The following is a 12,664-nucleotide window of genomic DNA, read 5'->3' on the forward strand; positions in this document are numbered from 1 at the left end:
GTTAAATTATTAAACCCTGAAGCCGTTAAAACGTCTAAGAGAGAAAAGACGTTTTTACGGCTTTATGATAAAGTATGAAATTTTAGAAGATATAATATAACATAGAATTTTAAAAGAAAGGAAAAGATAAAAATGAAAAAGATTTTAGCATTGGCTTTCGTTGCAATGATGAGCATCGGAGCCATGGCGCAGACTGCGCAACAGGTACTTGATAAGACCGCTGCCGTTATTGGCAACAAAGGTGGAGCTAGCGCCAACTTCAAGATGAGCAGTTCTAAGTATGGATCAGCAAGCGGCAGTATTGCCATCAAAGGCAACAAGTTTAACGCCCGTACCCCGCAAGCCATCGTCTGGTTCAACGGCAAGACCCAGTGGACTTATCTAAAGAAAACCAACGAGGTGAATGTCAGCAACCCTACACAGGCTCAGCAGATGTCCATGAACCCTTATACCTTTATTAATATATATAAGACAGGTTATAAGTCAACGCTCAATACAGCAGGCAGTAACTATGTAGTACATCTCGTTGCCGATAACCAGAAACGTTCTGTAGCCGAAATGTATATCACCATCAACAAAAAGACACATATTCCATCAGTTGTCAAGATGCGACAGGGCAATACCTGGAGTACCATCACGGTAAGTAACTTCAGAGCCAAGAGTGTTTCTAACAGCACATTCAATTTCAACAGCAAGGAATGTCCAGGAGCTGAAGTCATCGACCTGAGATAATCGCCTGAAATATCGTATAAAGTTTATTTTCAAATAAGATTCCCCGCCACAACACTCCGGTAGCGTGACGGGGAATTACTTTTTCCAAAAGGGTTCTAGTATCAATAATTTCCAAAAGCAAATCATAGACTCTACCTTTTTAATACAACAAATCTTAAAACAACTATGCAATTGTAAAATATTCAAAAATACTTTGGAATTTTTGCAAAAACATTTGGCGGATACAAAAGAATTGCTTATCTTTGCATCAACAAAATATAAAAACAAGTAATTATGAAGCAGACAGAAGCCTATCAAAGACTCGTGGAAAAAGGTATCCGACCATCACTCCAGCGCATTGCCATTATGGATTGGCTCATCAAGCATCCCACTCATCCAACTATCGAGGATGTGTACAAAGGATTAGCCGACAGCATTCCAACATTGAGCAAGACAACTGTTTACAACACACTCAGAATGTTGAGTGAGCACAATGCAGCTCAGATGATCACAATCGATGAACATCGCGTATGTTATGATGGAAATATTAAAAGCCACGTTCACTTCTATTGCAGGAATTGTGGCAAGGTAATTGACTTTTTCGGCGAACCTGCTCCAACAGTGGAACCAGGAAAGGAAATTGAAGGAAACATCGTATTGGAAGAACAGCTCTACTACAGAGGAATCTGTGCAGAATGCGCTAAAAAAGGCGTAAAGTCACCTCTCACAGAGACTGTTCACTAATTAAAAAAACAATAATTATACAACAACATTTAAAACAAAAGCATTATGAAGAAAAAGTTTATTTGCACCGTTTGCGGTTACATTTACGAAGGTACAGAAGCACCAGAGAAGTGCCCTATCTGCAAGGCTCCAGCCAGCAAGTTCAAAGAGATGGAAGATGCAGTAGATGACGATATGACATTTGCTACCGTTCACGTTCTCGGTCAGGCATTTAAAGATGGCGTTAATGAAGACGTTATCAAGGGTTTGAAGGACCATTTCAATGGTGAGTGTGGCGAGGTAGGTATGTATCTTGCTATGGCACGTCAGGCAGATCGTGAAGGCTATCCTGAAATTGCAGAGGCTTACAAACGTTATGCCTATGAGGAGGCAGATCACGCTTCTCGTTTTGCAGAACTTCTCGGTGAGGTTTTGGGTGATACCAAGAGCAATCTCGAGGCTCGTATTGCAGCAGAGAAGGGTGCTTGTGAGGATAAGTTCCGCATTGCCAAGCTTGCTAAGGAGCAGGGTTCAGATGCTATCCACGATACCGTTCATGAGATGGCTAAGGATGAAGCCCGCCACTGTGCAGGTTTTGCAGGTCTCTACAAGAGATACTTCAAGTAATAGATTTTTAATGACGTAACTTTAAAAATTATAATACGATTATTTAGTATCGTAAGTCAAGAAAACAGGAAAGCCGATTCTTGTATAGTAATATACTTGAATCGGCTTTCTTTATGCGATGATAAATATTGCTACTTTGTTTCAGGAACCAGGAACTTGTCTCCTGTTTGCTTAATAAGTTCCTTGGCTTATTTCTCAGGATACCCAGAACGATCGGTATCTGTTACGAGGGCGGTTTGTCGCCGAGCGGTTGCATCTCTGATACCCGTACGCCAGCCCAGAAGGAGGCGATGAAGTTTCTCATCCTCCGCCTTCACCGTGAGTTTCGGGGCACCAAGACCATTCAGAGTCATCGCGATTTGACGGGCATGCAGAAAGCCTGTCCCTGCTTCGATGCCACGAAGCTTCAGCCTCTGCTGACTTCATAGCATCCTCTATTAAGATACAAGTTCTCCCTATAAGTCAGGCGATAAATCGCCTGACTTATAGGGAGTTTTTTTGTTTTGAAAGTTATTACCTTACTCAGCCTCCCGGTCTTTCAGACGAGAATTTAAAACTATATATCATGTTCCTTATTGGATTCGAACAATAGCTGAAAGAATGCCTGTTGATGCAGAAATGCCATTTATTATCAGAAAGATCATAATTATAAGCACCTTCGCCCTTAACTCCTTCAATCTTTATAGTGTCGATTACTCCCTTTTCCATGTCATCACTTACTGAGAGATCATCCGGAGCGGAAAAGAGGGATGGGATGATATGCAGAAAAGTGAGAAGCAATATTTACATAAGGCTACTGTATAGAAGAACTTCATTAGATGTTTTTCTGAAAAAACTCATTATTTTTCTTGGAGATTTCTGAGAAAAATCGTAAATTTGCCCTCAGATATCAATTATCTCACTATTTTGCCATGGGTAAATATATTAACCCCTTCACCGATTGGGGCTTCAAACGCCTCTTCGGACAAGAATTCAGCAAGGACTTGCTGATTAGTTTCTTGAATGACTTGTTGGTTGACGAAATGCATATCAGGGATGTCACCTTCAAGGATAAAGAGCAACTGGCAGATTCAAAAGATTTGCGTGGTTGCATCTTTGATATTTATTGTGAAACCGATAATGGAAATCATTTCATTGTCGAGATGCAGAACAGATGGGTGCCATTTTTATCAATCGCTCCATCTATTATGCCAGCAAGGCTATTGTCGGGCAGCGTAAAAAAACAATAGAGCAGAAACCTGCTCTCTATCACCTGATGCCCGTCTATGTAGTCTGCCTGATGAACTTCATGCCAAAGGACAATTCGGTGACGAAATTCAGAACCGATGTTGGTCTGTATGAAAAAGGAAGTCAAGATGTCTTTTCCGACAATCTTCACTTCATCTACTTATCTCTTCCTTTCTTTGACAAGAAGGCAGAAGAATGTGAAAGTGATTTTGACAAATGGATTTATGTATTAAAGCATATGGAAGCATTAGAGAGAATGCCGTTTACGGCACAGAAGAAGATTTTCAAGCGACTTGCTGAACTGGCGGATTCCCGCTGCCTGAGTCAGGAGGAGCAAGAGAAATATGATGAGAGCTTGAAGGCTGCCGATGATTACTATGGCGTCTTAATGAGCTATTACATGAATGGAATTGATGAAGGTGTTGCAAAAGGTGAAGCCAAAGGTCTTGCCAATGGACGAGCTGAAGGACGAGCCGAAGGACGAGCTGAAGGATTAGCTGAGGGTGAAAACAAGGCTAATATTGCCACAGCCCAACGCCTTCTTGCTATGGGCTTATCTGCAGATCAGGTATCAGCTGCCACCCAGTTGCCATTAGAGCATATTGAGAAATTGAAAAGCTCATTAGACACCAAGTAAAGTTTGAAGGAGCGATATACAAGTTCTCCCTATAAGCCAGGTGATAAATCGCCTGAACTTATAGGGAGTTTTTTTGTTTTGAAAGGATAGATAACAAGAAATAGGTGGTTTTCGCACAAAATCAAAACCACCTATTTCTTTCATAGGATTTTATTTTGCCAACTGTTTTATCAATACCCTGGATGTTTTATATCCTCCTCCGAAAACGAATTGTATATCAATGTCATTGTTGGAAGTGTTAGGGTTAAGTAAAAGGTGTGTGGTATGTGGAGCAAGTGAGACGATTTCCACTTTTCCCCAAGCTTCATTACATACTGTATATGGAAGTTGCTCAGTCCTATTTGCATCTGTAACTTCAATGAATGCATTTCCTATCTTTATTGACGACAGAAATCCGTTGCTCTTGTTTTTTCCTGTTGCAGTAAATGTAATATCTCCACCGGAATGTGAAACCTCAGCATAATAAGAATTGTCCTTTTGTTGCAAAAGTGTTGCACCTTTAGTTTCAAGACTGACGTTTTCAAATTTCTCATCCTCATTGCCACACGATGCTAAACTCAAGCATATTGTTAGCAAACACATAATTGAAAAAAATATAGATTTCATTTCTTACTCTCATTTTGTTATAATAGAATATTCCAGATTATATTTGTAATTGGAAGTATTTCCAGTTTGAGTGTCTGACGAATCATACATCGTAGCTCCTGCTTTTGTATCAAAAGCGTTACTCAAGTAATAGCCATTTTTGTAGCCACCCCATCCCCAGTTACAATGTACAAAAGTATTTGATTTGCCATCCTTTGAAGCAATTATTGCTCCATCATAAATCCATGCATGACCGCCTTTCCAACCAACACGGATACCAAAAACTTTTTTCTTGCCAGAATTACCTCTTGCATACACAGGATTTCCAGCTTTGATAGCTGAGACTATAGCAGACTCATTATATCCCTTTAAAGAACTAGCCTTTAAACCTCCCCATTTGTTAAACCAATCTATTGCTTTTGATTCTCCTACACTTGTTGATTTTTTGTTGTACTTTGCCCCAAAAGCAATTCCTAAATATCTAACGAGATGAGCGACTTCATTTGCAGATGTGGAACAAGAAGAACTCAACAATTTTCCATCGTGAGAATCACAATCTGAGATTATTTTGTCCCAATGAAGGTCTGAAGAGCCTATTGTTCCATTGTAAGCCCAATTTACATGTCCAATATTTTTAAAATATGACAATATTTGAGCTGTTGCTATAACTGTACATCCAGCGATTCCATTTGGACAATATTGACCATAAACATCCTGTTGTGTCCATTTAGTATGCAATATCGGTGAATATATTGTGTTTACCACATAACCATTAGTTTGCATCGAACGTGTTTGAGCAGAATAGTTTTGAATATCTTCCTTTTCCATATTTATAGCATTATCTATAAATGCCAAGAATCCTTCATCCTTGTCCTCGGAAAGACTATCTACATTAAAACTCCCTTCATCTATTATAGCTAATACAGGAGAGGTTCTCTTGTCTGCGGCAACAAGAGCGAAACCTTGGTTATCTGCAAAATTAATTGCATACATCAATGTATCAATGTCACCTTCTTCAGACATTGAACGTGTTGTAGCATCCATAAAACTATTACGAATAGCTTGTACCTCTCCAATATTCTTGTTGGTTGTACTTCGTGTTAGGGAAGAAGTACCCATCTTGTTCAGAAAACCAACAAGTTCTTCCTTTGCCTCTTCTGGAGAAACCTTAAATGTTTCCACCTGAGTTGATTCAGTTTTTTTTGAATTTGAATCAAACAAATCTTCATTGTTGCTACATGATGCCATCCCGACGACCAATAGTAGCAAAGATAAAATCTTTTTCATTTCTACTTATTACTTTATTTATTGGCTCTTAAATGCCCTTACAAGAAGAGCATTACTACTAATCACGTTGCAAAGATATAATCATTTTTAGTAAATGACAATAGTGCCCAATGTGAAACGGAAATATCACCCTGTGAATCGGCAATATTAGTTTGTTAATTGATATACTGTTTACAGTTGGTACACTCACTTTCTGCGACCGTTGGGAGCAAAACTTCTCCGCCCTCATGGTGGAGCGAGGCGTTTTGGGGTTCCCAAAACATAACCTCGCTCCCTCTCAGAACACGTTAGTTGGAACTACTGCCTTTCAGCTATCCACGTCCAAGGTCGCAGACCTTAATTCTCACAATTTGCGCCAAGCCTCGAAGTCCTCTTCATAAAGGCTTAGGTGGTGGTGCACGATGTTCTCGATGATGCCCGATACGCTCATGCGCCTCCCTCCGAGGATGCGGACGACACGATCAAGACGGTCTCGTACATCGGAACTGACGAAGACTGGCTTGCGGTCGTCAATCCTTGGAACTTGGAGAAAGGTCTGCTGGTACTCCTCTAATGTCGCCTTGCGCTGCTTGCCGCTGATGCGCTTCTGCGGATTCGATGGCGATAGAGCTTCGTTCGTTAGCTCGTCCTCCATACAGGAGGTTGTTGCAGTCACATTCTCTGTCACAACTTCTAAATCGGAGTTCTCCACCTCTTCAAAGAAAGAGCTATGTTCTTGGGCATAGTCTTTACCATAAGTGGATGATTGAAGCGAAGCCACCACCTCCTGTGTCATTTTCTCCTGCTGTTCAGGAGACATTTTCGTTTCTTTTGTTCTTGCCATAGCTTATGCTGTTTTATTTGTTAGTATAGTGGTCACGGTTTGCACCATTGACCGATTGTCGGGTGCAAAGTAAGTGTACTGAGTGCAGCCATGCAACTGATTGGGTGTAACGTGGCAATTTAGTTGTGGCTTGCTTATTTGCATACCGAGATAGTTGTGAGAACTTCAACGTATTTCTCAACTCATCATAGTTCATGTATTCGTTGCAGTCGTGCAAGTTTTTCTTGTTGTTTTTGGCGTTGAAGTCGGCAAACCCCGGCAACATACTGCCACAGAAATTGAAAACACTTGTTTTTAGATTGCCGTGCCTTATCTTTGCACTCACAAAAACGTGGAGCACTGCATATGCGTGGAGCTTTGCGACATATAACATAGTATTAACTTAGAAAAAAGAAAAGTATGGGATTCATCGTATTTGAGGAAGAGGCATTCAACTATCTTGATGCCCAGTTGGAGAACTTCGTGAAGCGCATGGACAGAATCCTTGAGCGCAGTGAGGACAAGACCATGAACAAGTGGCTCGACACGCAGGACGTGTGTCAGACGCTCAACATCTGCCCACGGACAGTGCAGACGCTTCGGGACAACGGAACTTTGGCTTATACGCAAATCAGCCACAAGACCTACTACAAGCCGGAGGACGTGATGGCTATCGTAGCTGTAGTGGAGGACAAGAAAAAGGACATGCGCTTTCGCAAGCGCACAGGTTAGGCTGTCAATATACAACAGCCACTTAATCCAAAGCAGCAAGTAAACCGATTAACGTAAGTATCAACAATAAAATGAGACAACTATGAGCAATGAAGTAATGACAAGAAACAGCGAGTGGATGAACCACATCGTGAACCACCTCAACCGAATGGTTGACAATTTTGAACGTGCCGTGATGAACTACCGCCCCATGCTTGGCGGTGAGCGGTTCATGACGGACAAGGAGCTTTGTGCCAGGCTGCAACTGAGCCGAAGAACCCTGCAGGACTACCGAAACAATGGTATTATCCCGTATATCCAGCTTGGCGGAAAGATACTCTACCGCGAGTCCGACATTCAGAAGATTCTGATGGCTAACTATCGTGAGGCGTACAGAATGAAGGGCTTGTAGGAGAAATACATGTCCTTGATGAGTGGGGTGAAATGAACAAGGCGACAACGTATAACTTACCGAGCGTGGTTGTTATAGGTTGTCGCCTCGTTTTATTGGCTATACCGAGTTGGTCGTGTTTGCCGAGTGTTCTCCCTATGGTCTGTATAAAATCTAATACCATGCTAAAACACTGCGGTGGTTCGCCCAAGTGGCTGGAGGCGCAAAGCCTCCAAGGAACGTTGCTTTATGGCAGGTCTATGCCATTGCATTCTCTGTAAAGATACAGACCAGTTTAGTGCGGCTTGTCTGTCTGCCGATGACGGACTGCATGATGAACTCCCGAAAGGCTCTGCTCTCAATGCTGTCAATACGGAAGGCTACCGCAATGACGAGTTCAAGGCTATACACATCATAGCTGATGCGGACGTTCTTCCTGACATGACGGCGTACACCCTGCTCTTTCAGAATGCCGTCCTTGAATACAGCCTTGACAGCCTTGCGCACATAGTAGCCGAATACATTATACATGTCGGCAATCTCCTGCATGGTCATCCATACTGTATCGGTCGGCATGGATACCGTTCCGCTCTCGCTGATAGTTATAACTCCTCTGTTCATTTCCCGTCCTCCTTATTTTTATTCTGGTCAGTTTCTTTTGTTTCTCTGCGCTGCATCAGCTTGTCCATGTCCTTGGATATCTTGTCATCGGTGACGACGGCATAGACCTGGGTGCTTCGCAGGTTGGAATGCCCCATCATCTTGGCGATGCTTTCCATTGATATGCCCGAAGTAACCATGTTTACTCCGAATGTATGTCTTGCAACGTGTGCGGTAAGGTTCTCATTTATACCCAAAGCCACACCGAGTGAATGAAATTCAAACCACATGGAATCACGTGAAGAAAGAGGGAAAACAGGTTTGCTATCATCCGCTGTATTGTATAGCGACATTATTTGTTCAGCTATCGGATGCAAGGGAATGAACGCTTCGTTGTTGGTCTTTGTTCTTTTCTCACGGATGTATTTTCTACCGTCTGCCGTCATCCCGATATGGTGTGGATACAGGTTACGTAAATCGACATAAGCCAAACCTGTAAGGCTGGAGAAAACAAACATTCTGCGTGCCAACTCTAAAGCCTTATCCTCCATAGGAGTCTCCATAATGAGCAGCAAGTCATTTCTGGATATATGTCTACGCTTTGGTGAGCCTTTCTTTTCATATCCGACATTTTCCAAGGGATTGAATTTCAGCAGACCTCTGTCAACAGCGATATAAACCAAGCGTTGCAGCCAACAAAGATTATGGTTCGTATTGGATGCACTATACCCTTTGCCAATCAAGAACAACTTATAAGATTTGCCAAATTCCTCAGTCAAATCTTCAAATGCAATGTCATTCATTCCTCGTAACCCGATGAACTCTCGCAAGTTTAGCTGCGATGTCTTAGATTGGCGATAAGAAGATGTTGAGTTAATACGGATAGAGCGCAGCCTAAGGCGTTCACGCTCCTCCTCGCCAGTGGCAAGCAATGTCATCGGGATAGTATTTGCATCAACAATAACATTCTTCAGAATCTCGGCGGTAACGATGCCCTTTTCCTTTGTTGCCTGCTCGTAGGCTTCGTCAATTCTTAGTCTGAACGCTTGCAGTTGTCCGTTCACTCTTGCATTCTTGGCTTCACCTTTTTTCGTGTCCCATTCTTCGGGAGCACAGTAAAGACCTGTTGCTATGGCTGACACTTTGCCGTCAATCGTGATACGGCAAAATATAGATGTGGTTCCGTCTGCCTTTACTCTGCCACGGTTGATATAATAAAACTGCTTGTATGTACTTCTCATTGTTATGTTCCTTTCTTTTTTTGTGATAATATTACAGGACAAACTTGAAGTCCTTGTTGGCTTCGATGAACTTGTCCATATCCTCAAATAGCTTTTTCGGGGTGACACGTGCATAGATTTGCGTGGTCTGAATGTTGTTGTGACCAAGCATTTTGCTGATAGTCTCTATTGGAACACCTTCTTCGAGCGTAACGAGCGATGCGAAACTGTGCCGTCCAACATGATAGACCAAATCCATACTTATGCCAGATAGTACTCGGAGACTTTTCATGTTACCTCTCAGCACTCGAAATTCCTGTGGCGGTAAAAGAGTAGGTCTTGTCGGGTCTTTGTATTTCTCCAACATGGCAAGCGCCTCTGGCAGCAGCTTCACACGTGCAAGCATCTTGTTCTTCTTTCTATGGTATTTCAGCCAAAGGCTGCCCTCCTCATCACGAAAGAGGTTTTCTTCCGTGATGGAAACCGTATCGGCATAAGCCGTGCCTGTATAGCAAGCGAAAAGAAAAAGGTCACGGGTCAAAGCCAACGATTTTCTTCGCTCTGGTATTTCGAGGTCACGAATTTTCAGGAAGTCCTCACGTGTCAATGCCTTTGGTGGATTCTCTTTCTTTTGAGGTAGCTTGAAGTGCATGAAATGATAACGCTCGGAGTGTCCTGCCTTGAAAGCTATTCGGCAGGTCTTCTTCAAGATGGCGAGATAGTGGCGGACTGTATCAAGTGCAAGACCTCTCTCGTCCAAGCAAAAGCCCATGTACTCACGGATAAACTGCTCGTCAAGCTCACCGAATGCCACATCGTCAGTTCCATAACGCTTCTTGACGAACAATACCAATGTCAGGCGAGTGTACTGGTAGTTTGGCAGCGTGCCTTTCTTGTAGTCGATGCCGATTCTTGACTCAATGTCCGCAATGATGGCGTCAAGCTGCTTCAACAAGGTCATCTGAGTGTCTGCACTGCATTGAAACAGATCCTTTATCGCCTTTGCGTCAAAATCCGTCTTGCGCTCCACAAGTGACTCGTAGGCTGAGTTTATTGCCAGCAACAGCTTGTCAATCTTGGCGTTCACTTCCACAGCCTCCTTGCTCTTGCCGTCAAGTCTGCTCTCACGTGGATTCCATAACTTTGGCGTACATGACAACTTGCAACCGAACTGCGCCATTGTTCGGTTGAGGGTGATGCGTCCCATGATGGGAGCCTTACCGTTCTTGTCCAATCCGCTCTTTTTGAGGTAGAGCAGCACCTTGAATTTTTCAACTTTCATCTGCTTACTTTTTTAGTTTGCAAAAATAATCAATCAGTAAGCATTCTCCGTCATTGAAAGTTGTGCAGAACAGTGCAACAAACACTGGTGACAAACTATTTGTTTTTCACCTCGTTAGCAGTGTTGGTTTCGGTAACTGACCGCTAACGGTTTGGTAACTGAAATAACTCAATATCCTGCTCGGCTTTGCTTTGCAGACAATTGGCAGAATTATGAAATATTGCTCATTCTCAACCACTTGCAGTTCATTCCTCTCATATTCACTTTCCGTTGCTTTTGCTTAAATTGTGCATAATAACCGACATACCTTTGCCACCCAGGCACTTGCCATGGGAGTAGATATCTATACCATATCGCAACTACTGGGCCATACCCACATCAGCACCACCCAGGTATATGTTCACTCCCTGCTGCAGAAAAAGCAGGAAGCCATCCGGCTGATTGCTGGTATGGCGGCATAAAGAAAAGAATAATAGCAAACATAGTCACCCGCACTTCACTTTTACCTTTGCACTCGGAAACAAGTTTAAACGAATTGGTTAACGGGTGTTAAGGTGAACTATAAAATGCTCTAGAATATCACTATCATTTGACTCAGTCCTTCGCCAAGCCAAATGTTTTCTTGTATCCATTTAATATTAAAATGTTAATAATATGGATAAAGAACTGTATTTTGGCGTAGATGTCTCCAAGAAGACTCTCGACCTTGCTTATTATGATGGTGAAGCCATCGATTGGAAGAATGCCCATATTCAGGTGAGCAATGATGATGCTGGATTCAAAAAGATTGGCTCCTGGGTTGCAAAGGTAGGAAAAGACTTTGCTACCTTTTTGTTCTGTATGGAATATACTGGACTTTATAATCAAAACTTCAGATTATGGCTGGAATCCAAAGAATATATCTATGGTATGGTGGAACCTCGCAAAATGCATCGCTTCGAGCCAGACTTGGATGATGACCAGCGCTCTCTAGACCGTATCAAGACTGATGAACTGGATGCTTTCAGAATAGCAATCTATTGTGAGCAGAACCACAAGAAGATTCTTCGCAATCCCTCCAAACTTCCTTCATCTGTCTATTTCAAGTTGAAGAGATTGCTGGCTGAGCGTAAGCAGAACACCAAACAGTCTGTTCTTTACAAGCAACAGCTTCATGATATCTGCGCATACGACACAGACTTATCCGTTGAACGCAAGAAACTCCTGCTGAAGAACATGCAGGAAAACCAGAAAGCAATAGACAAGGAGATTGACAGCTACATGAATGAAGATACAAGCATCAGAAAGAATTACAATCTGCTGACCTCCATTCCTGGCATTGGTCGCATCATAGCGTTGGAAACCATTGTATTGACGGAAAATTTCACTGCAATCAGCAATCCTCGCAAATATGCCTGTTACATAGGAATAGCCCCTTTTAAAAAGGAATCTGGTACCTCAGTAAGAAAGAAAACGGGTGTTTCCAAGAAAGGCTTTTCTGAAGCCAAGGCAGACTTATCCATAGCTGTCCTTTCCGCCATAAGGAACAATCCTTCAATAAGAGACTATTGGATACGCAAGAGAAAGGAAAAATGCGGTGGCATCGTACTCAATGCCATCAAGTTCAAGCTAGTCCTTCGTATGTTTGCCGTGATAAAGCGTGGAACACCATATGTGGAGACAGATGCATATAAGAACTAAAATGCAGCAAAAGTGAACTATCGCACTTCTTAGAGCATAACTATTTCCCGACTAAGTCTTTTGTCTGCGTTTTTTTCACTACCTTTGCCGGAGCATCTGAAATGGAAGGAACTCCGGACGGGGGTAGTGAACTATTTTGTCTTAGACAAAGACCTTTCCCTGATCTAGTCTCCCCAGCCTG

General features: G+C 42.4%; 16 protein-coding genes. 10 read left to right on the plus strand and 6 right to left on the minus strand.

From position 1 onward, the window contains the following. The first annotated feature begins 132 nt into the window (after positions 1–132). The 6 genes from RCO84_RS07040 (at position 133) to RCO84_RS07065 (ending at position 3,925) form a co-directional block, all read left to right on the plus strand. Positions 133–732 (plus strand): LolA-like putative outer membrane lipoprotein chaperone, encoded by a 600-nt coding sequence (locus RCO84_RS07040; RefSeq protein ID WP_144151441.1) that lies wholly within the window; start codon positions 133–135, stop codon positions 730–732. A gap of 273 nt (positions 733–1,005) precedes the next feature. After that, a complete protein-coding gene (locus RCO84_RS07045; protein ID WP_264899461.1) occupies positions 1,006–1,455 on the plus strand; it encodes a Fur family transcriptional regulator in 450 nt (149 codons plus the stop codon). 45 nt (positions 1,456–1,500) lie between these two features. Beyond that, positions 1,501–2,061: an NADH peroxidase gene (locus RCO84_RS07050; protein WP_153104058.1), complete on the plus strand. Its 561-nt coding sequence runs from the start codon at positions 1,501–1,503 to the stop codon at positions 2,059–2,061. Between the two features lie 167 nt (positions 2,062–2,228). After that, positions 2,229–2,489, plus strand: coding sequence for a hypothetical protein (locus tag RCO84_RS07055; RefSeq protein WP_317584496.1), 261 nt, complete (start codon positions 2,229–2,231; stop codon positions 2,487–2,489). 420 nt (positions 2,490–2,909) lie between these two features. Further along, positions 2,910–3,290 (plus strand): PD-(D/E)XK nuclease family transposase, encoded by a 381-nt coding sequence (locus tag RCO84_RS07060; protein WP_317584498.1) that lies wholly within the window; start codon positions 2,910–2,912, stop codon positions 3,288–3,290. Further along, positions 3,215–3,925, plus strand: a complete 711-nt coding sequence (locus RCO84_RS07065) for a PD-(D/E)XK nuclease family transposase (RefSeq protein ID WP_317584500.1) — start codon at positions 3,215–3,217, stop codon at positions 3,923–3,925. The genes RCO84_RS07060 and RCO84_RS07065 overlap by 76 nt, the downstream gene beginning before the upstream one ends. Positions 3,926–4,075: 150 nt before the next feature. On the opposite strand, the gene RCO84_RS07070 is transcribed toward RCO84_RS07065, so the two are convergent. The 3 genes from RCO84_RS07070 to RCO84_RS07080 form a co-directional block, all read right to left on the minus strand. Beyond that, positions 4,076–4,531, minus strand: a complete 456-nt coding sequence (locus tag RCO84_RS07070) for a hypothetical protein (RefSeq protein ID WP_317584501.1) — start codon at positions 4,529–4,531, stop codon at positions 4,076–4,078. Between the two features lie 9 nt (positions 4,532–4,540). Then, on the minus strand, positions 4,541–5,797 hold the full coding sequence (locus tag RCO84_RS07075) for a C10 family peptidase (RefSeq protein ID WP_287829945.1): 1,257 nt from the start codon (positions 5,795–5,797) through the stop codon (positions 4,541–4,543). Between the two features lie 343 nt (positions 5,798–6,140). Then, positions 6,141–6,620 carry a DUF3408 domain-containing protein gene (locus RCO84_RS07080; RefSeq protein ID WP_317584504.1) on the minus strand — a complete coding sequence of 160 codons (480 nt, stop codon included), beginning with the start codon at positions 6,618–6,620 and terminating at the stop codon, positions 6,141–6,143. A 399-nt stretch (positions 6,621–7,019) separates the two neighbouring features. Here RCO84_RS07080 and RCO84_RS07085 point away from each other — a divergent pair, with 399 nt between their 5' ends. Continuing rightward, complete coding sequence (locus tag RCO84_RS07085; RefSeq protein ID WP_317584505.1) at positions 7,020–7,331, plus strand: helix-turn-helix domain-containing protein; 312 nt, start codon at positions 7,020–7,022, stop codon at positions 7,329–7,331. An 82-nt stretch (positions 7,332–7,413) separates the two neighbouring features. After that, a complete protein-coding gene (locus tag RCO84_RS07090) occupies positions 7,414–7,722 on the plus strand; it encodes a helix-turn-helix domain-containing protein (protein WP_317584506.1) in 309 nt (102 codons plus the stop codon). Positions 7,723–7,959: 237 nt separating this feature from the next. On the opposite strand, the gene RCO84_RS07095 is transcribed toward RCO84_RS07090, so the two are convergent. Genes RCO84_RS07095 through RCO84_RS07105 form a run of 3 tightly spaced genes read right to left on the minus strand, consistent with a single transcriptional unit; the run spans position 7,960 to position 10,803 of the window. Then, positions 7,960–8,322 carry a hypothetical protein gene (locus RCO84_RS07095; RefSeq protein ID WP_317584507.1) on the minus strand — a complete coding sequence of 121 codons (363 nt, stop codon included), beginning with the start codon at positions 8,320–8,322 and terminating at the stop codon, positions 7,960–7,962. Next, a complete protein-coding gene (locus RCO84_RS07100) occupies positions 8,319–9,542 on the minus strand; it encodes a site-specific integrase (RefSeq protein ID WP_317584508.1) in 1,224 nt (407 codons plus the stop codon). Before RCO84_RS07100 ends, RCO84_RS07095 begins: the two co-directional genes overlap by 4 nt. A gap of 31 nt (positions 9,543–9,573) precedes the next feature. Then, complete coding sequence (locus RCO84_RS07105) at positions 9,574–10,803, minus strand: tyrosine-type recombinase/integrase (protein ID WP_317584509.1); 1,230 nt, start codon at positions 10,801–10,803, stop codon at positions 9,574–9,576. A 287-nt stretch (positions 10,804–11,090) separates the two neighbouring features. Here RCO84_RS07105 and RCO84_RS07110 point away from each other — a divergent pair, with 287 nt between their 5' ends. After that, the gene (locus tag RCO84_RS07110; protein WP_317584511.1) at positions 11,091–11,264 is read left to right on the plus strand and encodes a tyrosine-type recombinase/integrase; all 174 of its coding nucleotides are present in this window, start codon (positions 11,091–11,093) and stop codon (positions 11,262–11,264) included. 193 nt (positions 11,265–11,457) lie between these two features. Beyond that, positions 11,458–12,483, plus strand: a complete 1,026-nt coding sequence (locus RCO84_RS07115; RefSeq protein WP_287851789.1) for an IS110 family transposase — start codon at positions 11,458–11,460, stop codon at positions 12,481–12,483. The last annotated feature ends 181 nt before the right edge of the window (positions 12,484–12,664 follow it).

This window comes from Segatella copri (assembly GCF_949820605.1).
Lineage (GTDB): Bacteria > Bacteroidota > Bacteroidia > Bacteroidales > Bacteroidaceae > Prevotella.